The sequence below is a fragment of the Paenibacillus sp. FSL F4-0087 genome (assembly GCF_038020215.1).
Taxonomy (GTDB): Bacteria; Bacillota; Bacilli; order Paenibacillales; family Paenibacillaceae; genus Paenibacillus; species Paenibacillus taichungensis.
The window spans coordinates 4,213,815-4,239,525 of the sequence record NZ_JBBODJ010000001.1 but is presented as its reverse complement, the minus strand read 5'-3'; the positions used below and the strand labels follow the sequence as shown (position 1 = coordinate 4,239,525).

Below are 25,711 nucleotides of genomic sequence, written 5' to 3'. Positions count from 1 at the left end.
TCTCCCGGGTCATCGGTCTTACAGCTCTCTGCGCCGCTGCTGGTTCAGACGAATCTTCGATTCATTGCCTTGTTCTGTTGCTTCATAGAAAATGCGCCGTGAGAGCTGTTTCGGTAAATATTCCTGCTTCACATAATGGCCCGGATAATTGTGAGGGTATTGGTAGCCTTCATGCCCCAGCTTCACTGCACCGGAATAATGGGTATCCCTCAGATGAAGAGGGACCTCAGCCGATTTCACCTCATCGATGGCATTCATTGCTTTCGAGATCGCAGTATACACCGCATTGGACTTCGGACTTTCAACAGCAAACAGGATCGCTTGGGCAATGTTCAGCTTGGCTTCAGGCCAGCCATTATTGCGATAAGCATCCAGCGCCCCAATGGCCTGGGTCATCGCTTGCGGATTCGCAAGTCCAATATCTTCACTGCTCGCTGCAATCAGACGACGTATAAACGTCATCGGATCCATGCCCAGCTTCTCTACCGCATACAAAAACCAGAACAGTGCTGCATCACTGGAACCCCGGATGCTTTTATGAAATGCCGACAGTACATCATATTGTGTCGATTCATCTGCCTTCACAATCGGACGGCGTATGGATTCTTCAGCTACATCAAGTGTAATGTGAATCGAGCCATCCTTCTCTGGCGGAGTAGTCAGTGCAGCAAGTTCCAAGGCATTCAGCGCACGCCGAATATCGCCATTTGCCATCGTCGCAATATGCTCCAATGCCTCGTCATCTGCCTGCAGGTCCATGAATCCCAAACCTTTATCCACATCCACCAGTGCCCGGCGCATTGCAATCAGGGAATGCTCTTTGTTCAAAGACTCCAACTGAAATAGCGTGGAACGGCTCATCAAGGCCCCATTCACATAATGAAAGGGATTCTCTGTCGTAGCACCGATAAAAATAATCGTGCCCTTCTCTACTGCAGGCAGCAGTGCATCCTGACGTGAACTATTAAACCGGTGTACTTCATCAAGGAACAAAATGGTTTTTGTTCCATACAACTGCTTGTTCGTTTGCGCCTGCTCAATGACTTCACGTACATCTTTGACAGAAGCATCCACCGCATTCAGACGGACGAACTGTCCTTGGGTATGCTGGGAAATAATATGTGCCAGTGTTGTCTTGCCACATCCCGGAGGACCATAAAGCAAGATGGACGAGATCTGATCCGCTTCAATGGCGCGCCGAAGTAATTTTCCCGGTCCAATAATCTGCTCTTGCCCAATATATTCATCAAGCCGCTCTGGCCGCATACGGTCAGCAAGCAGTCTTGCTTGAGGTTCTGAATCTTGCTGAAACGAAAATAAATCCATTGCTCATCACTTCCTTAACGGATTGCCTTTACTTGTTCCTTATTAAATTCTGTTTAATCGCTATTCTCTATCATATCATACTCCCGCGGCAGCATACCCATAAATGCGCCAAGCGCACTGCTGACAAAGGCATCCTTGCGCGTAATAAAATGAGTCATCATACGATTCATGCCTACCGGGAGGGTGTGCTTGCGCAGTAATCCATTTTCAATCTGATTCCGAATGACGATTTCGGGTAACAGTGAAATTCCCATGCCGGATGTCACCCCGCTAATAATCGCTTCAAGGGTTCCAAATTCCATAATGACCGGACGGGTTACACCGCTAACCGATAACCATTCCTCCAAAATCTGTCGATACGAACATCCCATGCTGTAGACCAGAATCGGTTTACTGGTGAGTTCTTCGTCTTCCGGTCCCATCCCAGAGGAGACAACGAATAGTTCTTCATCGAATACGGGAGTAGAAGAAATATCAGGGTGATCACATGAACAACCGATAAACGCCCCTTCCAATTCATACCCAATAACCTGATCCATAAGCACTTGGGAGTTACCTGTAGTCAAAGATAAGGAGACAGCCGGATGCTGTTTATAATATTTGGAAAAAAGCTCAGGTAAACGGACCGCTGCGGCAGTTTGCGTGGAGCCTATGCGTAGTGGTCCGGAAGGTTCAATTGTAGAGCTCAACGCTTTACCTGCCTCATCGAGCAGGCCTACAATTTTATCCGCATACGTCAGTAACATCTCACCGGCTGGAGATAACGTCATCCCCCGATTATGACGGATAAATAGCAGTGTCCCTACTTCGGATTCCAGATGTCGTATCCTTGCTGTGACATTGGACTGCACGTAACCGAGGCGCTCCGCAGCTCTGGTCAGATTCCCTTCTTGTGCGACACATTGAAATATCCTTAAATCCCCACTCTCCATTGTAAACCTCCCAGCTATGACTATATCCATCCAGACATCATTCAAAATGATATCCAATCCATTAACAATCATTATACAGTATAGCTGCTTCGAGCTAAAATCGTGGTAATCAGAACACAGCAACTTACTACTCGCTGAGTTCACTTAAGGAGTGTTAATGATGATGAACTGGACGAACACCGTAGCTTTGGTAACCGGAGGTGGTACAGGTATAGGCCGAGCTACCAGTATACTGCTCGCTAATGTTGGAGCCACCGTCGCCGTTAATTACTCTCGCTCTCAAGAAGAGGCCGAAGAGACAGTACAACATATTCTGAATGCGGGAGGTCATGCTTTTGCAGTTCGGGCCAATGTTGCTTCCGATGCCGAGGTTCGTCAAATGGTGTCCTTGATCACTGAAAAAGTTGGACCGGTGACCGCACTCGTAAATAATGCCAGCATTACGCATCATATCCCAATGATGGATCTGGAATCCGTAACGGATGACATATGGAATGAACTATATGACGTCAATGTTAAAGGCATGTTTTACTGCGCACGAGCAGTAGCGAAAGGAATGCAGCAAGCAGGCCAAGGCACAATTGTTAACCTTGGCAGTATAGCTGGCAGCACAGGATCAGGGTCATCCCTTCCTTACGCAGTTTCCAAAGCAGCAGTACACGGTTTGACGAAGTCTTTGGCACATGCGCTATCCCCCGCTATTCGGGTTAACGCCATCATTCCGGGTGCAGTCGCGACCCGTTGGTGGGCTGGAAAGGAAGAACAGATGCATCGTCTGGGCGGTGAGTTATTATTGCAGCGAATAGCGGCAAGCGAAGATATTGCACATATGATATGCGCCGCGCTAGAGCAACCATCCATGACCGGACAACTGATTACAGTAGATAGTGGTCAGACGTTATGAGCACGGGAAGCAAAAGGGAGGAAGCCAGATGAAGTCTTTAAAATATACGTTCCTGATCCTCGTGACCACGCTCATCATGGGAACCTCGTTTCCCGTAGGCAAAATCGGTATGATGTATGCTCCTCCCTTTTTGTTAATGGGACTTCGCTATATATTGGCAGGAGCATTACTAGCGTGGATCACCAGAAAACGTCCCATGCCTGTGGGGTGGAAACAGTGGATGCAAATCGCCGTAATCGGTCTGTTCCAGTCGGCGGGAGTGATGGGCTGTGCCTACTACAGCATGAACTGGATTAGTTCGGGAGAATCCGCCATTATCACGTTTACGAATCCTTTGCTTGTCATCATCCTGAGTGCTGCTCTATATGGTGTGTCCTATCGTTTTAGCCAGTGGACCGGTGTGGCTCTCGGATTTGTCGGAGTGGCGTTAACCTTTGGATTCCATCTGAGTATGAGTCCTGGAACGTGGATTGGCTTTGGCGGCGCTGTCTCTTTTGCTGTATCTACGTTGCTCATTAAACGCTGGGGAGCTGCTCATGATACATTCGTACTTACCGCTTACCAAATGCTCGCTGGAGGCGCAGTACTGCTTCTACTGAGTGTGTTTACAGAGCAGCCTCATTTTATCGTAAATACAACATCCATCGTTGTCCTGGTATGGCTGACCATTTTCTGTTCCATCATTCAGTTCACCCTCTGGTTTTATTTGCTGCAAAACACAGATCCGGCCAAAACCAGTTCCTTTCTTTTTCTGGCGCCGCTGTTTGGACTGCTATCGAGCTTCGTTTTGTTGGAAGAGCATGTCGGCTGGATTGTGGGTGCAGGCGGTCTAATGATCTGCCTGGGCATTTTCCTGGTTAACCGTCATCCCGCCAGTCATAAGTCAGTTCTAGATAAACCGGGTTTGACCCAACGCACACCTACAAGTTGACCAGTAGAAGAATAACAGCGAAACTTTAGGTGAGCCACTCGATAATCATCATCTGAAAAGTACAAAAAAGAGCATGGTGCTTTAACAGCGCCATGCTCTTCCTATATTAATGCTATGTTCAACAATAAGGATTCAATCTGCTTCGCTGTCAGGCCAACCCTGAATGGCAACAGACTCGCCTTCCGGATTGTGGGTTGCAGCAGCATAGTCTGGCAATGAGCCGTCGTGGAATAACCACAGTTCGTGTAACGCCCGTGTACAGCCAACGTATAACAGTTTCGCATCACCCGCATTGGGCAAATAATGTTTCTCATCACTATCCGCTACGATAACTGCATCAAACTCCAACCCTTTCGACAAATAAACAGGTAAAACGGAGTGACCGCCTGTGTACTGTTTTTTGCCGCCGTCAATCAAGTTCAGATCCCAGCCTGCCGCTTGGAGCTCCTGATGAAGCTCCTTTGCCTCATGCAGGGTACGGGTCAGAATGGAAACTGTACGATAGTCTTTGACCGTTAAGAGCTTAAGAGCCTGTTCAAGGCTCGCTGTGCGCCCTTCAACCCCATAGGACAATGTCCGTACGGGATCACCACTCCGGAATACAGGAATCGCCGTTATGCCGCTCTTGACGCCCCGCTCCAGAATCGTATTGGCGTAATCTATAATTTCCATCGTCGAGCGATAACTCCGGGTCAGTGCAAAGTATGCATTCTGCTCCTCAGGAAACAGGGAACTCATCTCTTCCCACGCATGAACACCACGATACTCATGAATACCTTGGGACAGATCGCCCAGTATGGTGAAGGAATGCCCTTTGACAAACTGATCCAATAACGCCACATGAAAAGGAGAAAAGTCCTGCGCTTCATCAATGACGACGTGATCGAAGCGCTCGGAGCCGTCAATATCATGAACCAAGGTATGAATGTACACCAATGCAGGCAAATCCTCTTCACGGATGATATCCTGCTTCAGATCTGCAGCCGTTTGCTTCATCACCAATTTGGGAATAAGACCGCTGAGCGAGGCAGGTACCGAACCGCCTTTAACAACCTTGAACAGTTGTTTGTAAAGCGTAAGTGGTTCATATTGAGGCCATTTTTTGGCATAAGCCTTCTCACGGGTTGCCGCTTTCTTTTTACGCTCTTTGCGAACAGCTTCCGGGCAAGGTTTCTTGAGTTCCATCTCAATCCAGCGGTGAATACGCGCCATAACCCGCTCTTTGCGTTTCGCCAGCGGATAATGTTTGTACTCTTCCCCAAACCAGTTCTCAATCTCGGCTTTGCTGAGCACTGCACCATCCCATGGACTGAAGTCCATATCAGGTACGGATTCCTCTTCCATCCCGGATAGCCACTCCCGGATCAGTTCCATGAAGCGGATCGAGCCTTTGTAACGCCCAGGCACATCATCATTGAGCTCAGGACGTGCATCCGGCGTTTCAAACCAGGTGTTCAATGTCTCCGACGTGTCTGCCAAAGGTAGGTCCAGCCCCAGCAGGTTCATCGCCCAATCCGGGAATGTACGCTGCTGAATGTCCCCTACACCGAGCTCCGGGAGTACATCCGATATGTAATCCAGGAACATATGGTTGGGTGCGAAAATAACCATTTTCTCTGCAGATACCTGCTCCTTGTACTGATACAGCAAGAAGGCAAGGCGATGCAGTGCGACGGTTGTTTTACCCGAACCGGCCACACCCTGAATAATCAATGCGGTGTTTCTTGCCGCACGAATGATCTGATCCTGCTCCGCCTGAATGGTAGATACGATATCACGGAGTTTGTTATCTTTGTTCTCACCCAATCGATACACGAGGAATTCATCCGATACGGCTGGCTGGTCACTGTCCCGATTGTACGTATCTGCCACACGTTCCAATATACGCTGCCGAATGACAACGTTTCGTTTCAGATAAACCAGGCCCTCAATGAGTCCTTCCGGGGCTTCATACGTTGCGGAGGCTTCCCCTCCGGTAAATGAGTAAAACAGGCTTGCGACAGGAGCACGCCAATCGATGACGAGCGGATGCTCTCCCACCTCTTCGCGGTCTACGCCGATTTTGCCAATATACAGCGGTTTCCGTGCACCACTGCCTTGTTCTTCGAAATCCAAGCGTCCGAAATAGGGTTGCTGCGCGCTCTTGGACAAGGCGGTGCGGCGTTCTTCACGTCCGGCCTCCAGCACTTGCTCTGTGAAGTCGTGGCCGGTGTATACCGGAATGTTCTGCAGCCGTTCCAGCTGACTGTCCACTTCCTTCATCGTTCGCTCTAACCTGTACTCTTCTTCTTGATAGGCACTTTGAAAGCTGTCTGACATGTTTCAGTTACCTCCTAAGAATATGTTTTTCTGCATAGTCAATCACTGACGACACAAAAGGATACCCACTATATCATATTGATGTACAAAAAGCTACAGTAACCCGGATAGCCAAATGAAAGAAACCGCTGTTCTTGTTCGCAAAGAACAGAAGAACAACGGTCACCCTTTTACATCATTCCGGTTCAGAATCCGGCTTCCCATCCTGTGCTACAAACTGTTTCTGTGCCAGTTCACGGTATACCCGATGGTTGCTAATTAGCTCCGCATGGGTTCCAGTTCCCGTCACATGTCCCTGCTCCAGAACAACAATCTGATCAGAGTCGACGACGGTGGACAATCGGTGTGCAATGACTACCGTCGTTCGTCCTTCCATCAGATTGGACAGGGCTTGCTGCACTTCATGTTCGGAGGTGCTGTCCAGACTGGACGTCGCTTCATCCAGCATCAGAATATCCGGGCTGCGCAGCAGGGCCCGAGCAATAGCGATCCGTTGGCGTTGACCACCAGAGAGCTTGATCCCGCGTTCTCCCACTTCCGTATCGTAGCCCTTAGGCAGTTTATCAATAAAAGCTGAGGAATACGCCATTTCTGCCGCGTGTCTAATTTCATCCATACTCGCCTCACGGCCCAGCCCGTATGTCATGTTTTCCTTAATCGTGCCCGCCATCAGAGGGCTCTCCTGTGATACATATCCAATCTTGCTTCGCCAAGAGGCTAATGAATAATCGGTTATGGCTTGTCCGCCATACGATATACTGCCCGACTCTGGAAGATAGAACTGCTCCAACAGGGAGAACAGCGTTGATTTCCCACTGCCACTTGGTCCAACAATGGCCGTTACTTTACGGGCTGGAACAGTCAGATTAATCCCATGCAGTACCTCTTCCCCTGTTACATAAGAGAAGTGCAAGTTATTAAATGTAATCGTCTCATTGCCCTTGGGAGCAATTGCTGTGCTATGACGAGGTTCTTCTTCATGTGCCAGAATAGCCTGAATCCGTTCTGTCGCACCTACAACCTTTTGCAGACGTGAATACAGTGTCGTAAATTGGCCCATCGGCATAATCACCTGGAACAACAACAGAATGAAGGCGACCAGTTCACCCGGAGACAGTAAGCCAGAAGCCACCCGCATACCGCCAACACCCAGAATTACAACCAGTACAGCCGTCATGACAAACGTAAAGAGTGGACCGATCAACGCCAAAATCCGCGCTTCCTGTAGTCCAAAAGCAAACATCTTCCCAATACGAGAATCGCCTGCTTCCGCCTCCTGTTTCTCTGTACCATAAGCTTTCACCAAACGAATCTCGCCAATAACTTGGCTGAGCACCGAAGTAAGCCCTGCCATTTCGTCCTGCTGCTTTTTGGAGATTTTGTACATTTTACGACCAACAGGCAACAGGATCAGCAACGTTAGCGGCACCAGACTCAGAATAATGAGTGACATGACCCAGTCCAGATAGAAAAGCAACGCTACTCCGCCCACAACCGCAACGATATTGGATACAAAAGAAACGAGATAATCCGCAATTAGCGTCATAATCTGACTTGTATCATTCGTGATTCGACTCATCGTATCACCCGTACGATTCCGGTCGAAATATGGCATCGGCAAGGATAATACCTTGTTCCACAGCTTCGTTCGCAATGTCGCAACCACTCGTTGACCCGCATAGTTCAACATATAGATGCTGATGCCTGAAGCGATGGCCTGAATAACAAATGCCCCCAGCAGCAGGAAAATAACGGATTTGTTCAGCGCAGACATCGTAAGCCCATCAATCAGGCCTTTGGTCATCAGCGGGACAATCAGTCCGGCTGTCGTCTGAATGAGTGTCAGGATCAACGCTATGATTAGAATAAGCTTCGGTGGATTTGTGGCAGCTATCAGCTTCACAAAATCCTTGAATCCTTTTTTTCCTATTTTCGATTCAGCTTGACCTGTCTGTTGTTGCTCTTCCATTACCGTTCCCCCGTTCTCCCCTTGTTCACCAGAGATCATACGTATGAACTTACATTACGTTTCCTGTCTTTTACAATATCCCATGCAGCACAAAATTGGCCAAAAACAGGATGGCAATGCCGTACATGACTTTAGGTACCTGTTTGCCCTGACCCGCAGCGAGCTTCGCCACCGGATACGCAATGAATCCAAATGCCATACCGTCCACGATGCTATACGTAAATGGAATCATGACCATAATCAGAAAAGCCGGAAAAGCTTCCGTGAAATCACTGAAATCCATATCCTTCACACTTTGTACCATCAAGCCGCCAATAATGATCAAAATCGGTGCAATAGCACTGTCCGGAATATAACCCAACAGTGGAATAAAGAAGAACGTTGCACCAAAAAACACTGCGGTAACCAGTGGAGTCAAACCTGTACGACCACCCGCCGCTATGCCCGCAGTTGTCTCCGCCGCAGCTACAGGAGGACTACTTCCGAATACACCTGCCAATACGGTACTGATGGATAATGCACGTAAGCTCCCCTTGAACCGCTGGGGACGACCAATAAGATGAGTCTGAGCTGTAATCAGTCCAATATTTTCAAATACAACAATTAGCAGCAACAGGAATACTGCAATCCAGAACGCCAAATCCGCCAGCTTCACCAAAGAAAGCTCTCCAAACAAGCCGCCATATTGACGTAATGCTTCTAGTGCTGACACCGGCTCACCAGGATTTACGGCACCGAGTACATATGCAAGACCTGTCCCTGCAAGAATGCTGATCAGGAGTCCGCCCTGTACATTGCGTATAAATAAAATCAAGGCGATCACAAGAGTAACACAAGCAGTGATAACTCCCGGATCATTAAAATGTCCGATCGCCACAAACGTGGTCTGGTGTGCGATGACGATTCCGCTTTTTTGCAGACCGATGAACGTCAGGAACAAACCAATCCCCACCGTAATGCCATGCTGCAGGTTTTTCGGAATGGCCTCACTAATCATTTTATATAACGATGTAAAAGCTACGACTGCAAACAGCACACCTGTGACAGATACAACCGCCAAGGCTTCCTGCCAGCTCAATTTCATCGAATGTACGAGTGTATAAGTGAAAAATGCATTGATGCCCATGCCAGGTACAACGATAATCGGCGACTTACCGCCAAATGCCATCAGCAAACAACCTGCAATGGACGTCAGCAGAGTACCCACCATAGCCGCCTGTAGCGGCATTCCGGCATCAGCCAGAATTGTTGCATTGACCATTACGATATATACCACGGCAAAATAGGAAATGGCTCCCGCCACAATTTCCTTTTTCCACTGGTCCCCCGGCTCCATGCCAAGACGTCTGGTCATCCATCCTTGTTTCATTCGTTCCGTTCCCCTCTCTCTATGTAAGCCGAACAAAAGTATTTACACTCTACCACTACACGGACAGAACAACCTTCCGATGCAGCTTTCTTTCAGAAAGCTTTTAGGCGCACGCTTCGCTTCTCCAGTTTTTTTCTGTCCTCTTCGTTCTTGTGTAAATCTTATATTCATCTTATATAGCTGCGATTTCTCTATGTATTTACCATCATTTCGCACAGCACCACATATCATACACGCTTTTGGGATTGAAGTACATCACGTAACCCTGACATTTGTTAAGGTTTGCGCATGCAAAAAAAAGCGCAGGTACCTTGTCGGCACCTACGCTTTTCATTCACAACAGATTACTGCTGCTTATTCTCTGCAATTTCGATCAGTTCCTTGACGGCCACACTGACCATGATCAGTCCGGCTACCGGAGGAACAAAGGCGTTACTCGCTGGCGGCTGTTTGGCCTTGCGAATCTCCGGCGCATTCTCAGGAACGATTTTTTGCGTTACATCTGCGCGCGGTTTCAATGGTTCTTCGGTGGAGAAGACCACTTTCACACCTTTTTTGATGCCTTCTTTCCGCAGTTTTGTGCGGACAACACGGGCAATCGGGTCCATGGTCGTTTTCGAAATATCCGCAACCTGGAATTTCGTCGGGTCCATTTTGTTCGCTGCACCCATGCTGGAGATCACCGGAATCTTCCGTTTCAGGCATTCCTTGATGAGGTGGATTTTGTAAATGATCGTATCCGAAGCATCCAACACATAATCCAGCTCATACTTGAACAATTCCTCATACGTTTCTTCCGTGTAAAACATATTCAGCGCAATTGCATCGCACTCTGGATTGATAAGCTTCACCCGCTCTACCATCAGATCTGCTTTTTTCTGCCCAACGGTCGTGGTCAAAGCATGAATCTGCCGATTGATGTTGGTGATGTCCACCACGTCTTTATCAATCAGAATGATACGTCCAACACCGCTACGGGCAAGAGCTTCTACTGCAATACCGCCCACGCCGCCGATGCCGAGCACAGCTACTGTACTATTTTTCAAAGCATTCAGACCTTCAGGTCCGATTGCCAGTTCTGTTCTTGAAAATTGATGGAGCATTGAGAATCGATGCCTCCTTTATTTCTTTTCCGCCACCGGTTTACGGGCTACGCGGATGTGAAGTTGTTCCAATTGGGAGTTATCCACTTCAGAAGGTGCATTCATGAGCAGATCCGTTGCACTTGCCGTTTTCGGGAAGGCAATCGTTTCACGCAGATTCGTGCGACCTGCCAGCAGCATCACCAGACGGTCGAGACCAAAAGCGATTCCGCCGTGTGGTGGCGTTCCATATTCAAATGCTTCGAGCAGATATCCGAATTTCTCGTTGGCTACTTCCGGAGAAAGTCCCAGAGCAGCGAACATTTTTTCTTGAACATCACGTTTGTAAATACGCATCGAACCGCCGCCCACTTCATAACCATTCAGAACGAGGTCATAGGCTTGAGCGCGAATAGCACCCGGATCTGTATCAAAAAGATGTACATCTTCGTCTTTAGGACGTGTGAATGGATGGTGTTCTGCTACATAACGTTTGGCATCTTCATCGTACCCGAGCAATGGGAAGTCCACAACCCATGCAAATTTGAATTTGCTGTCATCGATCAAGCCCAGTTGACGACCGATTTTCAGACGAAGTGCGCCCAGTACATCTGCAACCACTTTTTTGGTGTCAGCAGAGAAGAGCAACAAGTCGCCTTCTTCAGCGCCAGTACGTTCTTTGACTGCTTCGATCTCTTCTGGCGTAAAGAACTTCACGATTGGTCCTTTGAACTCGCCATCTTTTACTTGAATCCATGCCAATCCTTTTGCACCGTAACGCGCTGCGAATGGTCCGAGATCATCGATTTCTTTACGGCTCCATGTACCACAGCCTTTGGCGTTCAATACTTTCACTTCTCCACCTTTTTCAATGACAGAAGCAAATACTTTCACACCACTGTTCGCTACGATATCGTTCATTTCAACCAGTTCCATGCCAAAGCGCAGATCCGGTTTGTCTGAACCGTATTTGCCCATAGCATCTGCATACGTAATCCGTTGGAAAGGCAGTTCCAGCTCAATACCTTTCGTTTCACGCAGCAATTTGGCCATCAGTTCTTCCATCATTGGCAGCAGGTCATCCTGTTGCAGGAAGGAAGTCTCAATGTCGACTTGGGTGAATTCCGGTTGACGGTCCGCACGCAAATCTTCATCACGGAAACAACGAGCGATCTGATAGTAACGCTCAAGTCCGCCGACCATCAGCAATTGTTTGTAAATTTGCGGTGATTGCGGCAGGGCGAAGAATTCACCTTCATGCACACGGCTTGGTACGAGATAATCACGTGCACCTTCCGGGGAGCTCTTGGTCAGGATTGGTGTTTCTACTTCAACGAATTCTTCTCCATCCAGATAATCACGGAACACTTTGGATGCTTTGGAACGCAATTTCAATGTTTCAAACATTTCCGGACGACGCAAGTCCAGGTAACGATATTTCAAACGAAGGGACTCGTCGACTTCCACACCATCTTCGATGAAGAATGGAGGAGTTTTTGCCGCGTTCAGTACTTCAATCTCGGTAATTTGCACTTCGATTTCGCCTGTAGGCAAGTTTTTGTTTACGGTCTCTTCGTCACGTTTAACCACTTTACCAGTTACTGCGATAACGTACTCGCTCCGCACTCTGTCAGCGATTTGCAATGCTTCGCCAGAGTAAGCCGGGTTGAAAACAACTTGTACAATTCCGCTGCGGTCACGCAGATCGATAAACAGTACGCCCCCCAGGTCACGGCGGGTCTGTACCCAGCCGTTCAATGTTACGGTCTCACCGATGTGTGCGGGTGTTAAGGCGCCGCAATGATGACTTCTTTTCATAACCAAACTCCTCTTATGTGAATTTCCGTTCTGTATGGGCGGGCAGAGCCCGCTTTTCAACAGTGCGGTTGCGTGAAGACGATTTTATTCGAAAAGGCATGTTACCTCCGACTCACCAACTTCCGATTAAACGGAAACATTGGTGAACTTCAGTAATTTTGCCGGATCAATTGTTGCTATTTTAGAGTTTCAAACTCGTGCTTATTTACTTTCGCGTATAGCAGATACCAGATCATCCAGCTTCACGGTTTGTTGTTCACCTGTATCCATGGACTTCAGGGCAATTTCCCCGCGCTCCAGCTCATCATCACCCAGAATGGCAGTGTAACGGGCTTTGAATCGGTCAGCAGATTTCATCTGAGCTTTCATCTTGCGACCGAGATAGTCGCGTTCACCGGACAGACCGGATTGACGAAGCTTAAACAGCTGACGGTTGACTTCACGATCGGCAGCTTCACCGAGAGCAACAAAATACACATCCAGTGGAGCAAGGGAACTAACATCAATGTTCTGGTGTTCCAGAATCAGTTGAATACGCTCCAGACCGATACCAAAACCAATACCAGGCTGATCCGGTCCACCGATATCTCCAACGAGGCCATTGTATCTGCCGCCACCGCCGACTGTATCAATCGCCCCAATACCTTGGGCTTTCAGTTCAAAAGCAGTCAATGTGTAGTAATCCAATCCGCGTACCAGACGATTGTTCACCGCGTAATCTACGCCAAAATCATCCAGATACTCTTTCAGCTTGGCAAAGTGGTTCAATGATTCTTCATCCAGACTATCCAGTATGGACGGTGCCCCTACGAATTTGTCCTGATCAACTTTGCAGTCGAGCACACGCAGCGGATTACGTTCCATCCGGGATTGGCAGTCCTTGCACAGGCTGTCCTTCATCGGTCTGAGGAATCCAAGCAATTTTTCGCGATATTCTGCACGGCTAGTTGGGTTACCCACCGAGTTGATCTCGACTTTGACATCTTTCAATCCCAGTTCTACACACAGTTGATACCCAAGCGCAATGACTTCAGCATCAATCGCTGGATCAAGGGCTCCGATAGCTTCTACACCGAACTGGTGGAACTGACGCTGGCGACCTGCTTGCGGACGTTCATAACGGAACATCGGACCGATGTAATAGAGCTTGCTCACATCCGGTTCGCCATAAATTTTATTTTCCACATAAGCGCGGACAACACCCGCTGTACCCTCCGGACGAAGGGTCATGCTGCGGTCGCCTTTATCATTGAAGGTGTACATTTCTTTTTCAACAATATCGGTTGTTTCCCCAACGCCTCGTACAAATAAAGAAGTCTGTTCGAAGATCGGTGTGCGGATCTCGCGGTAATTAAAACGGCGACACAGATCACGTGCTTTTTCCTCTACGAACTGCCACTTTTCCACAACACCAGGCAGCAAGTCCTGCGTTCCAGTCGGTTTTTGAAAAGCCATCTTTCATCCCTCCAGCATCTATTTTACTCTGTATAACAAAAAAATCCCTCGCCCTGTCGCTGTATAAACAGCAAACAAAGGGACGAGGGATTGTGTTTACACATTCACCCGTGGTACCACCCACATTCCGGAATCCCTGACACTTTAGCCGTTCAGGTGATCATGTGATGATCTAAGATTGCTCCAGGCAATCCGATCAAACAAATCATTCCGCTCTACGTATAACGCACGCCCTGCGCAGGCCAGCTAATGACAATCAGATATAAATCCAATGTGTTCGCTGTCTGTTCTCGGGGAAGTCATTCGTCCGCTCATCAAGAGAATCCTTACAGCCAAGGGATTCCTCTCTGTTCATGTGGGCACGGAGTACTTGGTCCCGTCATCAAATCATCAAGTTATATGATTACATGTTATTATATAACGTTTAAAGTTAATTTATTTTCTGATTGTAATGAACCGCAGTGCTAAAGTCAAGGGTTAACACAAAAAGATAGCATTAGAAAAAAATTCTCACATGCCGTACGAGATGCGGAGTCCACAGAAATCAAAGCTAATAGAAGCTGGATTCATCAAATGAATTCCAACTTCTATTGTTTTCTTATATCTCTATTGTTTCAGCATCCACTTCAGCAAATCCGGCACATTCGCCCATAGACGGGAGTGTATAATGACATATTCAATCGCTTCGTCAGAATTGCCCATTCCGACAAAATCAGGGAGGTTATGCGGCAGCCGCTTCAAACCCAGCAGATAATCAGGCACATGTTTGTTCACACCCTGGGCCACACGGTACAGCCTTTTGAGCTGGGAGGTGATTCCGCTCCTCTTATACTCCAGAATGATCTTGTCATAGGCAAAGGCGGCTGTGGCGTCACCTTTCCCATACTTCTCCATCAGTTGCTCTGCCTGCTCCAATTGGTTGCTGTACAAATACACAGCAGCGAGCAGGTAACGCGCTCCGGTATTGTCTTCCGTATTAAGCTCCAAAATATGCTCCAGGATTTGTGCCGCTTCTTTGGCATCTCCACCAAACCAGCAGGATTCGGCGTAGCTTTTGCATATCCTGATATATGGACGAGTCTCATGAAGCGCCCAAAAGTTACCCTTATTCTTCTCAAAAAACAGTTCGCCCAGTTCGTGTTCGCCAGCAGCGATTCCGGCCTTGAGGTAAGCTCGTGCATCAGACTCATTGTCCGATTCCTCAGCCAGAATACGATATGCATCAGAGCTGTCAGAATACATCTCCAGGGCCGTTTTCGCCAGCTGTATTCTGCGTTTGGAAGAACTGGATTCCATCGCCTTATGTAGCAGAGCCTGCGCTTTGTCCTTCGATGTGCCTGGGCTGTTCAGAATCATCAGCTCGTCCGTTTCGCCACCCATGCCGTATTCTTCGATGTACTCGAACATCTCCTTAACCTTTCGGGAGATCGTTGATGTCGTCACCTCATATTTACCTGACAGCTCAGCCTTTGAGACATTGAAGCCGTACTCCTCGGACAACAAATACTCGATTGCGGCGCAGAACGAGCCAGTCTTCTTGACAGTAGGGCGGGTCTGACGGGAATAGCCATTCCATAGCACCAGAGCTTCCAATATCAGCTCCCGCTCGTAATGGTTCCTCATGTTCTCAATAAGCTCCAGGGCCAGCTGTTCGTGAGCCGGATGCTCCCATTTCAGTTCGCTCGCCACCATCTTTTTCAGCTTGGTCAGGGTCAGTTTGCTCTCAGGCTGAATCGAGGCTTCCTGAACTGGTTGCTCCGTTGATATCAGCCCCAGTATGGATTCTACCGCAGAAGGCTCCTTGCCCAGACAGCATTTCTTATATTTTTTCCCGCTTCCGCACGGGCATAAATCATTTCTTCCAACCTTACTCAAAACTAATTCCCCCTTAAATCTGTCACTAGCCATTTGCATGAGAATACTGTTGCTTTAGCACTATAGGTGTCAATTCTCCTACAAGGCATTCTATATAATTTACAATTTCCAGCATCAAGCAGAAACGGTTGCCCCGCTCTTATATAAGGGCGGGGTCGTTCAGCGAGTATATGTTCATCTGGAATATGACGATCACTCTGGCTATGAATTCCTCACACTCTTTATCATAGGATTGGATTCGCCTGAACCCAATCGTTGGAAGCTTGATTTACCGTCCATTGTAGCCCAACTATGAAAACAAATCGCTTTAAAATACTTAAACCCATTTCTCTATTCTATCAAAAATTTAAATAAGGGGTAAGCTTCGCCCAAAACATATAAATTTTCATCTCAAAAAAAAAAACCTGCACACGGTGTGCAGGCTCAAAGGATATATAAAAAAAGGGGGTCATGTGTGTTATTATAAACGGGCTATGTTAAAGGCTTATGTAACTAATATTACAGTAGTATTACAAAAATGATAGCGCTTTATAATTTGTTGTTTTCTCCATTATTAAAGCCCCTGCAGAGTGTCCTGACATGGAAGTCAGACCCCGCAAGGGCTTCATACTACGTATTAATTCAATTCTTCCACATAAGCTTGGTTGGAACGAAGTTTATGAACGATTTCCTCATAATCCTCATCCCTTACTTTGGCAGACAAAACATAATGCAGATCGTCATAATCAGCCGAGGACACATCCGCCGCATCCAACATATCGCCATCCTCATTGACATTATCTCGGGTACCTCTCTCGGTATCACGATCTACATTGCTGACGACCGGGATTACATTTTCGCTGGCGGGAACCCCAGGTGCTGCACCCACACCCATGGCTCCATTGGTTCCTACGCCACCCGCTGTGTTATAAGGCACCAGAGGTACCATAATCCGTTTGTCTCTGCCAACCGCGCTATCCAGTTGCCCTACTTCCAAATGCTCTGTACGGAACGTCTGAAGTGAGGTTCTTGCCCCCTCTGCCTCGTCCTCGGTCCGAAAATACGCCTGAATATGTTTTGTCATGTCAAACCCTCCTTTATCGGAATAAATGCTTGGTGAAACTAAAACTTAGAAGCTTTGAGCTTCAATCTACATTTTAATCAATAATCACATTAACGTACGGCCCGTCCCAAGTCATTAAATGACTTTTAACAACTCGCGGACAAATGCCGGTTCATCGGCAGGCGTACGGGATGTAATATAATTGCCATCTACTACAGCTTCATGATCCTTGAATTCTGCCCCTGCGTTCACCATATCATCCTTGAGCGGTGGATAGGATGTAATCGTACGGCCTTTCAACAAATTCGCACTTGCCAGAATTTGCGGGCCGTGACAGATCGCAGCGATTGGTTTCTTCGCACTATTGATCTCCGTTACGAATTTCAGGATATGTGCGTCTGTACGTAAATTTTCAGGAGAAGATCCACCTGGAATGACAACTGCGTCGTAATCTGAAGCCGAAACCTCAGCGATCGCTTTGTCCGAAGTATAGGAGGCTTTACCACCTTTACCTTTCAGCGTCTCTCCTGCTTTCAAGCCGATAATTTCCACGTCGTGTCCGGCTTTTTTCACCTCATCATATGGAACCTGCATTTCCGAATCTTCAAAATCATTCGCCAATAAAAAAGCAACTTTACTCATAACGTATGTTCTCCTTTCCGTGTTCGAAATTTCTTGAAATCGGGTATTCGCAGAAATTGTTGGTGTACATTTCTTGTTCATTGCCCGTAATAAATACTGAACCTGGCACGCCATCGTGCCTCGTTCTGTTATTACCCTAACCAGAGCCGTTTATAACATGACGAACCTGTATTATTTTGACTATGATCAGACCATCCGATTCATCAACAGTTAAGCTCCATGACAAAAAAAGCCCTGATTCGATCATCGAATCAAGACTTTTCATTCATTACAAATGGTCAGCACTCAGTCACGCGGAAGACGGCTCTGTTCCCCTTTGTCCGAATCCTGAAGGGCCCAGATCGTTGTTGCACACTCGGCAGCAGCGCGGGCAAGTTTCAGAGACTCATACAGGTTTCCAGGCAGAAGCAGAGGTTCTATTCGGGAGCGTGTTTCCTTGACGGATTGGCGCATAATGGTTGGGATACTCCTTTGATCATCTTATGTTAATGAACCGAATTATCCCTCATTATGGCCTGTTCCCCAATCAATTATGCATGCGTTTCTTGACGAATAGGGCTTTCGAGCATTAAAGTTACGGGTCCCCAATTCGTGAAAGTCACATCCATCATCGCTCCGAAACGTCCGGTTTCCACCTGAATTCCTTTATCACGTAACAGCTGATTAAACGTTTCATACAACAATTCTGCCGCTTCAGGTCTGGCTGCAGCTGCAAAGCTTGGGCGTTTTCCTTTACGACAATCTCCGTACAATGTAAATTGTGAGACAGATAATACAGCCCCGCCCACATCGATCAGACTAAGATTCATCTTTTCCTGCTCATCCTCAAAGATTCGAAGTCCAGCGATTTTGTCTGCCAAATATATAGCATCCTTCTCCGTGTCCTCATGTGTAATTCCCACAAGCAACATCAACCCGGATTCAATTCTCCCCGTCAGCTCGTCTCCAACGGTCACCTGAGCCTCTTTACAGCGTTGTACAAGCACCCTCATCTTACAGGCTCCTTACTGCATAATCCGATGCACAGAATAGACATCTTTCACCCGTTTGATCCGTTCCACAACCGAATGCAGATGCTCCGTATTACGAATCAGAATTGTAACGTGCACCAATGCTAATTTATTTTTATCTGTACGTCCGGTGACGGCAGATATATTGGTTTTACTTTCGGAAACAGCCTGAAGCACTTCATTGAGCAAGCCGTTGCGATCATGACCCGTAATCTCAATATCCACACTGTAGTTGGCTTCAATATTCTCTTCCCACTCGACTTCAATGACGCGAGCTGCTTCTTCCCCATCCGTACTGGAAGGAATATTTGGACAGTCCGTTCGATGCACCGAAACCCCACGTCCACGTGTAACATACCCGATAATAGCATCCCCTGGTACAGGGTTACAGCAGCGCGCAAAACGAACAAGCAAATTGTCTATACCTTTGACACGAATGCCATTCGTCGGACGGTTTTTGCGTTCAGGTGCAGGCTTCAGCTCACGCATCTCGGAGTTCAGCTCAAGCAAGCTGGATTCTTCCTGCTCCTTGCGAAGTTTCTCCGTTGCTTTGGTCACGATCTGTGCAGCCGTAATGCCACCGAATCCAACAGCTGCGAGCATATCTTCAATATCATTGAAGGCATACTTTTTGGCTGCTTCCTGCAACTTATCGTCTGTCATCCAAGCAGATGGATCAAGTCCCATGCGCTTGAGTTCACGTTCACAACTGTCGCGTCCTTTTTCAACGTTTTCTTCCCGCCGTTCCTTCTTGAACCATTGCTTGATCTTCGCTCGTGCGTGAGAGGATTTTGCAATTTTAAGCCAGTCCTGACTCGGTCCGTAAGAATGTTTGGACGTCAAAATTTCAATGATATCACCCGTTTTGAGATGATAATCGAGTGGAACGATACGACCATTTACTTTGGCACCAATCGTCCGATTACCCACCTCTGTATGGATTCTATATGCAAAATCCAATGGAACAGATCCAGTAGGCAATTCGATAACTTCCCCTTTTGGCGTGAATACAAAGACCAGATCCGAGAAGAAATCCATTTTAAGCGATTCTACAAATTCAGACGCATCCTGCGCTTCATTTTGAAGTTCAAGAATCTCGCGGAAGAACGTAATTTTATCTTCAAAATTATTTCCGTTTCCGTTCGCAGCGCCTTCCTTGTAGGCCCAGTGAGCAGCAATACCGAATTCAGCGGTGCGGTGCATATCCCATGTCCGGATTTGGACTTCAGTCGGTTCCCCATTCGGACCTACGACTGTGGTATGCAGCGATTGATACATGTTCGCCTTCGGCATCGCGATATAGTCCTTGAAACGTCCAGGCATTGGTTTCCATAACGTGTGTATAATGCCGAGGGTAGCATAACAATCCTTGATGTTATCCACAATAATACGAATCGCAAGCAGATCATAAATCTCGTTAAACTGTTTGTTTTTCGTTGTCATTTTTTTGAACACGCTGTAGATGTGCTTAGGACGTCCCGACAGATCTGCCTGAATTCCCATCTCATCCAGCTTGCTTGTAATACCGTCCATAACCGTATCAATATATTGCTCACGTTCCGCACGCTTCTTGTGCATCAGGTTTGCAATCCGGTAATATTGCTGCGGATTCAAATAACGGAGGGCGATGTCCTCCATTTCCCATTTGATCGCAGAGATACCCAGACGGTTCGCAATCGGACAGAAAATCTCCAACGTTTCATATGAAATACGGCGCTGGCTTTCTTCCGACTGAAACTTGAGTGTCCGCATATTATGCAGACGGTCAGCCAATTTGATCACGATGACACGGATGTCCTGCGCCATGGCGATGAACATTTTGCGGTAGTTCTCGTTCTGCTGTTCTTCCTTGGAGCGGAACTGAATACGTTCCAGCTTCGTCAAGCCGTCAACAAGCATGGCACACGTATTGCCGAAATGATTGCGGATTTCTTCAAGTGAAACCGTAGTATCTTCTACTACATCATGAAGAAGCGCTGCAATTATGGAGATGGTGTCCATCTGCATGTTTACAACAATATCGGCAACCGCAAGCGGATGCAGAATATACGGTTCTCCCGATTTTCGCGTCTGTCCATGGTGGGCCTGATCAGCAAATTCGTAAGCTTCTCGTATGCGCACCAGATCGGGTTCTTTGATATATGCCCCGGCCTTCTCGAGTAATTGCTCTATGCCCATTCTGATCTGTTCCGTGTCCTTTCTATACAAAATGGAACCCGTGACATAATATCAACACAGGTTCCCCGTAAAAGTAATTTCCTATAATTATGACGCTTCGCCCGTTTCCCGTCAACTACTGACGAATAAGAGCACATATCCAATTTTTTTATACGTTATGTGCCATTCCCGAAAGATGTTGCCCGATATTCAACAGAGGTCGGAAATCCTCCTCATTTATTATGTATTATTACCGTTATTTGCCGAAATAGAAGGATCCATTCGCAAAATAAAAATGGTTTAGCAGTGCTTAGTGGAAAAATGTTATTGCTAAATGAAGAGAAACTCTGTACTATATTGAAGATTTGTGTTTCGGAAAAAAGGAGATGAACATTCATTGCAACGTGAAATTCAGGTTAATCAAAAAATGCCGCTTGGCTCAGGATCGCTGCTGAGTCTCCAGCATTTGTTCGCCATGTTTGGCAGTACGGTACTCGTGCCGAACCTGTTCGGTGTCGATCCAAGTATGATCTTGCTTATGAACGGTATTGGAACATTGCTGTACATACTCATGTGTAAAGGAAAGATTCCGGCCTATCTTGGGTCAAGCTTTGCTTTTATCGCACCTGTTTCTTCCGTGTTAATCGCACACCCTGATAACGGATACTCCATGGCACTTGGAGCGTTCATCGTAACAGGCGTTGTTTTCTGCATTGTAGCTCTTATCATCAAGTATGCGGGGACAGGTTGGATTAACGTGGTATTCCCGCCAGCGGTTATGGGTGCTATTGTTGCCCTAATCGGTCTCGAACTTGTACCTGTGGCAGCAGGAATGGCTGGTCTGATCAATTCAAACCCTGCTGAGAACCCAGACTGGGTACCTCAAGCCAAACCAATTATTTTAGCCATGGTTACTCTTGGTATCACTGTTATTGGTGCAGTAACCTTCCGTGGGTTCCCCAAGATCATTCACATTCTAATCGGGATTGTATCCGGTTACGGGCTTGGGTACTTTATGGGTGAGGTAAAAACCGAGAATATAGTGAACGCTGACTTTATCTCGCTGCCTACTGTAACGACACCGACATTTGACTGGTCTGTCATCTTTACCATTTTGCCTGTCGCCCTTGTTGTCATTGTTGAACACATCGGACATCTGCTTGTAACGAGCAGCATTGTGGGCAAAGATCTATCCAAGGACCCAGGTCTGCATCGCTCCCTGCTTGGGAACGGCGTTTCAACTATTCTTTCCGGTTTTGTAGGATCCACACCGAATACAACTTATGGTGAGAATATTGGTGTTATGGCTCTGACACGGGTTTACTCGACGTATGTTATTGGCGGCGCTGCCGTTATCGCGATCGTGCTTTCGTTCTCAGGTACGTTCTCGGCACTTATAGCTAACATTCCCGTTCCGGTTATGGGTGGTGTGTCTTTGCTTCTGTTCGGAGTAATTGCGGCATCTGGTTTGCGTATTCTGGTCGAACAGAAAGTGGATTTTGCCAAACCTACCAACTTGTTGCTAACTACCCTTGTACTCGTCATCGGACTCAGTGGTACTGAGATCACATTTTATGGTATTCATCTCAAGGGAATGGCTCTGGCAACCATCGTCGGAATTCTGCTGAGCTTGTTGTTTAAATTATTTGAAGTACTGGGTTGGTCGAATGATCAAACGGAGAAACAGCCTTTAACCGAGAAAACTCCGGATTGATTTCTTGCCGACTAATTTTGAACGAACAATGTTTATTCATTCTTCATCTTATACATCGTACAATGCAAAAAGCCTGCTCTCTAACCTTAACGGGTTGAGGGACAGGCTTTTTTGTAAATAGTTAATGCTGTATATTATTTCCCGGGAAACGGGAGATCCAGTTCACATGATTTAACAGCAATAAATGCCAGAATTCTAGTAGTTCATCAATGTAAATACATCAATACCCGGCAATTTTGCACGTCCATTTAAATCAGACAGCTCAATCAGGAATGCTGCACCTACAATCTTGCCACCCAATTGTTCAATCAGGTTAATGGAGGTAGCAATAGTTCCGCCTGTCGCCAGCAGATCATCCGCAATCAGGACATTTTGTCCTTTTTCGATCGCATCTGTATGCATAGCAAGCGTATCTTTGCCATATTCAAGATCATAACCGACTTCGATCGTCTCTCCAGGCAATTTTCCACTTTTACGGATCGGAGCAAAACCGACACCCAGAGCGTACGCCAGAGGAGCGCCCACAACGAATCCACGTGCTTCAGGTCCAGCAATAACGTCAATTTTGAGATCCGAAACCATTACTTTCAGCTCATTGATCGCCTTGCGGTACATTTCTCCATCCTTCAACAATGTCGTAATGTCTTTGAAGCTGATTCCCGGTTGTGGAAAGTCAGGAATGACACGAATATAATCTTTAAAATCCAAAATAATCTCCTCCTAAAATAAATAGCACAACTTCTATCTAAGATACGCCCTTCATCCGGGATATCATCCATTGTGTCAGTTGAGGGGTCGATGCATCCAGCATCACCTGCTCTGTCTCGGCCATGCTCTCCAGCGCCTGATATTGACGCGAAGCGGTTAGCTCACGCTTGGGTGGGTTATCCACAAACACAATCTTTCCAGCTTCTCGGGTTATGAACGATAACTCCTCAAAAACATCCAACATCATAGTAATCATGCGCGGCGAGCAGCCACACTGACGACTGAGCACAGGAGTGATCTCTTGTTCCTCCACGGGTTCAGCTCTCCATTTGGACACCAGCATATAAATACGCTTGAAGAGTTCTCTGGAAGGCATCTGAAGGCGATCTCGGCGGTTGCCTGATCCGTGCAGAAGGATGATATTCTCGGCTCCGCTGAATAAAGCCAGCATTGCATCAAGTTGTTCCGGGGTTTCCGGCGTATCAAACACAAATAACGTCCGGACCTGTTCCTGCCCATAATGCTGCGCGGCAGCATTGCACGGAAACAAACCGACCTTTCTATCATATACCCAAAGGCACGGTTCATACAATGAATTTCCCTCGGAAACATTCGTTTCTTTCCGAACGATGGCACCAATTGAGCCTGACTTGTATCGCAAATGTATTTCAAGTGAACTCAAGAACTGCTTCATCGCGTTCAGAGGCTCCGTACTACCTCGCAAATCAAAAACTTGCGCATGTGGAACCTGAATATCCTGCAGCATTAATTGTGGTTTCCTCATCCCGTTCCACTCATTTACAGACAACTCGCCCATAACATCAATGATGGAGCCTGGAGGCAGAAACTCAGCCAATGCTCCTTTGCCAAAAGCGACCGTCTCCAATTGCAGGCCATCCTGCTCCAAAACCAGTTTCAGATGACGTTTTTCTCGTCCCATCGTCCGTGTTTCTTTTACAGTCACATTGCGCAATACAAAACGTGGAGATGGATTACTCATGCCAAACGGCTGGAGTCTGTCGATCTCTTGAATGACCTGCAATGGTACATCACTGATTCTGCATTCGTCATCTGCAAGACGATGGGGCACAAAGTCCTCCTCTGTCAGTACGGATGCCGCAAACTCATTCAGTCCGGCTTCCAGCTCTTTAAGTTGATCACGATGAAGGCTCATGCCTGCTGCAGCTGGATGACCACCATAATGGTCCATCGTGTGTTTGCAAGCAGTTAATGCCTCATAGATGTCCAGACCCTCTATGGAGCGTGCTGAGCCTTTACAAGCGCCACTCTCCGGGTCAATGCCCAGGATAAGCGTTGGCCGATAATACCGTTCAAGTAACTTGGAAGCAACAATACCTACAACTCCAACATTCCAGCCTTCTCCCGCCAAAACGATGACATCCGGCACTGCTCCGGAATTAAGCTGGATTTTCTGCTCCAACTGGGTTGTCGCTTCCAGAAGTATGCCCTCAACAACCTGTTGCCTTTCACGATTCAGCAAGTCCAGTTGGCCTGCCAACGTGTGTGCCTCATCCAGATCCTCGGTTGTAAGCAGCGATACGGCTCTGCCAGCATGATCCAGACGTCCGCTTGCATTAATACGCGGAGCCATGGCAAAGGCAATATTGATTGAGGTGACCTGAGTTTGATCCACACCACTAATTTCAAGCAGGGCACTAATACCAGGCAGACGTGTACCTCGCATGGACTCAACACCATAACTAACGATAACCCGGTTCTCGCCTTCCAAAGGCATCAAATCGGCAACCGTACCAATAGCGGCAATTTCCATCCATTCTCCAGGCACTTCTCCAATCAATGCCTGAGCCAGCTTCAACGCTACACCCGCACCAGCTAACCCTTTAAAAGGGTAAGGACAGTCCGGAAGCTTGGGATTAATAAGCGTATAAGCCTCAGGCAAAACTTCAGGTGGTTCATGGTGATCCGTCACAATGACTTCCATTCCCAGTGTTGCAGCATAAGCAATCTGCTCTACCGCACTGATTCCGGTATCAACCGTAATCACCAGCGTGACTCCTTGTTGATGAGCCCAATCTAAGGCATGATTGTGTAACCCGTAACCTTCATTGGAACGATGAGGGATATAAATATCATAAGAAGCACCAAGATAACGCATCAGATGGATCATCAGGGATGTACTGGATACTCCGTCCGCATCGTAGTCCCCATATATTAAAATGTGTTCTTCACGCTCAATAGCCAGCTGGATTCGGGGCACAGCTTCTTTCATGCCTAGAAGCAGATAAGGATCATGCATCTGATTCAGATCAGGATGCAGAAATTGTTCTGCCTCTGATTCATTATGAACCCCTCGACTGACCAGCAAACGTCCAACAAGTGATGAAACGGAAAGCGCCTGCGAGAGTCCCGCAGCCGCCTCCAAATCGATATTCGGTGTGTTCCACCGGTATTGCGAATAAAGCAATGATAACGCTCC

At 47.3% G+C, this 25,711-nt stretch carries 19 protein-coding genes; 3 read left to right on the top strand and 16 right to left on the bottom strand.

Translation table 11 applies throughout. The features are described 5' to 3' along the window. Positions 1-18: 18 nt before the first annotated feature. Both MHB84_RS19540 and MHB84_RS19535 read right to left on the bottom strand, forming a co-directional pair. On the bottom strand, positions 19-1,326 hold the full coding sequence (locus tag MHB84_RS19540; protein ID WP_076287761.1) for a replication-associated recombination protein A: 1,308 nt from the start codon (positions 1,324-1,326) through the stop codon (positions 19-21). Between the two features lie 53 nt (positions 1,327-1,379). Then, positions 1,380-2,258, bottom strand: a complete 879-nt coding sequence (locus MHB84_RS19535) for a LysR family transcriptional regulator (protein WP_076287760.1) — start codon at positions 2,256-2,258, stop codon at positions 1,380-1,382. A gap of 163 nt (positions 2,259-2,421) precedes the next feature. Between MHB84_RS19535 and MHB84_RS19530 the strand changes: the two genes are divergently transcribed. Together MHB84_RS19530 and MHB84_RS19525 are read left to right on the top strand one after the other, a co-directional pair. Then, positions 2,422-3,162, top strand: a complete 741-nt coding sequence (locus MHB84_RS19530; protein ID WP_076288260.1) for an SDR family NAD(P)-dependent oxidoreductase — start codon at positions 2,422-2,424, stop codon at positions 3,160-3,162. A gap of 28 nt (positions 3,163-3,190) precedes the next feature. Next, on the top strand, positions 3,191-4,093 hold the full coding sequence (locus MHB84_RS19525; RefSeq protein WP_076287759.1) for a DMT family transporter: 903 nt from the start codon (positions 3,191-3,193) through the stop codon (positions 4,091-4,093). A 132-nt stretch (positions 4,094-4,225) separates the two neighbouring features. Here MHB84_RS19525 and MHB84_RS19520 read toward each other — a convergent pair whose 3' ends face one another. The 12 genes from MHB84_RS19520 to MHB84_RS19465 form a co-directional block, all read right to left on the bottom strand. Continuing rightward, a complete protein-coding gene (locus tag MHB84_RS19520) occupies positions 4,226-6,412 on the bottom strand; it encodes a HelD family protein (RefSeq protein WP_076287758.1) in 2,187 nt (728 codons plus the stop codon). 175 nt (positions 6,413-6,587) lie between these two features. Then, positions 6,588-8,381: an ABC transporter ATP-binding protein gene (locus MHB84_RS19515; protein WP_076287757.1), complete on the bottom strand. Its 1,794-nt coding sequence runs from the start codon at positions 8,379-8,381 to the stop codon at positions 6,588-6,590. Between the two features lie 70 nt (positions 8,382-8,451). Continuing rightward, on the bottom strand, positions 8,452-9,750 hold the full coding sequence (locus MHB84_RS19510) for an NCS2 family permease (RefSeq protein ID WP_076287756.1): 1,299 nt from the start codon (positions 9,748-9,750) through the stop codon (positions 8,452-8,454). Positions 9,751-10,094: 344 nt separating this feature from the next. Continuing rightward, on the bottom strand, positions 10,095-10,853 hold the full coding sequence (locus MHB84_RS19505; RefSeq protein WP_076287755.1) for a tRNA threonylcarbamoyladenosine dehydratase: 759 nt from the start codon (positions 10,851-10,853) through the stop codon (positions 10,095-10,097). An 18-nt stretch (positions 10,854-10,871) separates the two neighbouring features. Continuing rightward, positions 10,872-12,650: an aspartate--tRNA ligase gene (gene aspS / locus MHB84_RS19500; RefSeq protein WP_063567716.1), complete on the bottom strand. Its 1,779-nt coding sequence runs from the start codon at positions 12,648-12,650 to the stop codon at positions 10,872-10,874. 201 nt (positions 12,651-12,851) lie between these two features. Further along, a complete protein-coding gene (hisS, locus tag MHB84_RS19495; protein ID WP_076287754.1) occupies positions 12,852-14,105 on the bottom strand; it encodes a histidine--tRNA ligase in 1,254 nt (417 codons plus the stop codon). Positions 14,106-14,711: 606 nt separating this feature from the next. Then, positions 14,712-15,980, bottom strand: coding sequence for an SEC-C metal-binding domain-containing protein (locus tag MHB84_RS19490; RefSeq protein ID WP_076287753.1), 1,269 nt, complete (start codon positions 15,978-15,980; stop codon positions 14,712-14,714). A 616-nt stretch (positions 15,981-16,596) separates the two neighbouring features. Beyond that, positions 16,597-17,043: a hypothetical protein gene (locus MHB84_RS19485; RefSeq protein WP_076287752.1), complete on the bottom strand. Its 447-nt coding sequence runs from the start codon at positions 17,041-17,043 to the stop codon at positions 16,597-16,599. A gap of 114 nt (positions 17,044-17,157) precedes the next feature. Beyond that, on the bottom strand, positions 17,158-17,664 hold the full coding sequence (locus MHB84_RS19480) for a type 1 glutamine amidotransferase domain-containing protein (protein ID WP_053779112.1): 507 nt from the start codon (positions 17,662-17,664) through the stop codon (positions 17,158-17,160). A 285-nt stretch (positions 17,665-17,949) separates the two neighbouring features. Continuing rightward, the gene (locus tag MHB84_RS19475; protein ID WP_160319650.1) at positions 17,950-18,117 is read right to left on the bottom strand and encodes a hypothetical protein; all 168 of its coding nucleotides are present in this window, start codon (positions 18,115-18,117) and stop codon (positions 17,950-17,952) included. A 77-nt stretch (positions 18,118-18,194) separates the two neighbouring features. Continuing rightward, complete coding sequence (gene dtd, locus MHB84_RS19470; RefSeq protein ID WP_076287751.1) at positions 18,195-18,656, bottom strand: D-aminoacyl-tRNA deacylase; 462 nt, start codon at positions 18,654-18,656, stop codon at positions 18,195-18,197. Positions 18,657-18,668: 12 nt separating this feature from the next. Further along, positions 18,669-20,852: a RelA/SpoT family protein gene (locus tag MHB84_RS19465; RefSeq protein ID WP_063567711.1), complete on the bottom strand. Its 2,184-nt coding sequence runs from the start codon at positions 20,850-20,852 to the stop codon at positions 18,669-18,671. Positions 20,853-21,228: 376 nt separating this feature from the next. On the opposite strand from MHB84_RS19465, the gene uraA reads away from it, so the two are divergent. Then, positions 21,229-22,545, top strand: coding sequence for a uracil permease (gene uraA, locus MHB84_RS19460; RefSeq protein ID WP_076287750.1), 1,317 nt, complete (start codon positions 21,229-21,231; stop codon positions 22,543-22,545). A 195-nt stretch (positions 22,546-22,740) separates the two neighbouring features. On the opposite strand, the gene MHB84_RS19455 is transcribed toward uraA, so the two are convergent. Next, complete coding sequence (locus MHB84_RS19455; protein ID WP_024633046.1) at positions 22,741-23,253, bottom strand: adenine phosphoribosyltransferase; 513 nt, start codon at positions 23,251-23,253, stop codon at positions 22,741-22,743. Positions 23,254-23,290: 37 nt separating this feature from the next. Beyond that, positions 23,291-25,699: a single-stranded-DNA-specific exonuclease RecJ gene (gene recJ, locus MHB84_RS19450; RefSeq protein WP_076287749.1), complete on the bottom strand. Its 2,409-nt coding sequence runs from the start codon at positions 25,697-25,699 to the stop codon at positions 23,291-23,293. Positions 25,700-25,711 lie beyond the last annotated feature (12 nt).

Excerpts from the sequence above, each read along its gene's own strand:
- MHB84_RS19540 (WP_076287761.1), bottom strand. The coding sequence starts at position 1,326 with ATGGATTTATTTTCGTTTCAGCAAGATTCAGAACCTCAAGCAAGACTG.
- MHB84_RS19535 (WP_076287760.1), bottom strand. The coding sequence starts at position 2,258 with ATGGAGAGTGGGGATTTAAGGATATTTCAATGTGTCGCACAAGAAGGG.
- MHB84_RS19530 (WP_076288260.1), top strand. The coding sequence starts at position 2,422 with ATGAACTGGACGAACACCGTAGCTTTGGTAACCGGAGGTGGTACAGGT.
- MHB84_RS19525 (WP_076287759.1), top strand. The coding sequence starts at position 3,191 with ATGAAGTCTTTAAAATATACGTTCCTGATCCTCGTGACCACGCTCATC.
- MHB84_RS19520 (WP_076287758.1), bottom strand. The coding sequence starts at position 6,412 with ATGTCAGACAGCTTTCAAAGTGCCTATCAAGAAGAAGAGTACAGGTTA.
- MHB84_RS19515 (WP_076287757.1), bottom strand. The coding sequence starts at position 8,381 with ATGGAAGAGCAACAACAGACAGGTCAAGCTGAATCGAAAATAGGAAAA.
- MHB84_RS19510 (WP_076287756.1), bottom strand. The coding sequence starts at position 9,750 with ATGAAACAAGGATGGATGACCAGACGTCTTGGCATGGAGCCGGGGGAC.
- MHB84_RS19505 (WP_076287755.1), bottom strand. The coding sequence starts at position 10,853 with ATGCTCCATCAATTTTCAAGAACAGAACTGGCAATCGGACCTGAAGGT.
- aspS (WP_063567716.1), bottom strand. The coding sequence starts at position 12,650 with ATGAAAAGAAGTCATCATTGCGGCGCCTTAACACCCGCACACATCGGT.
- hisS (WP_076287754.1), bottom strand. The coding sequence starts at position 14,105 with ATGGCTTTTCAAAAACCGACTGGAACGCAGGACTTGCTGCCTGGTGTT.
- MHB84_RS19485 (WP_076287752.1), bottom strand. The coding sequence starts at position 17,043 with ATGACAAAACATATTCAGGCGTATTTTCGGACCGAGGACGAGGCAGAG.
- MHB84_RS19480 (WP_053779112.1), bottom strand. The coding sequence starts at position 17,664 with ATGAGTAAAGTTGCTTTTTTATTGGCGAATGATTTTGAAGATTCGGAA.
- MHB84_RS19475 (WP_160319650.1), bottom strand. The coding sequence starts at position 18,117 with ATGCGCCAATCCGTCAAGGAAACACGCTCCCGAATAGAACCTCTGCTT.
- dtd (WP_076287751.1), bottom strand. The coding sequence starts at position 18,656 with ATGAGGGTGCTTGTACAACGCTGTAAAGAGGCTCAGGTGACCGTTGGA.
- MHB84_RS19465 (WP_063567711.1), bottom strand. The coding sequence starts at position 20,852 with ATGGGCATAGAGCAATTACTCGAGAAGGCCGGGGCATATATCAAAGAA.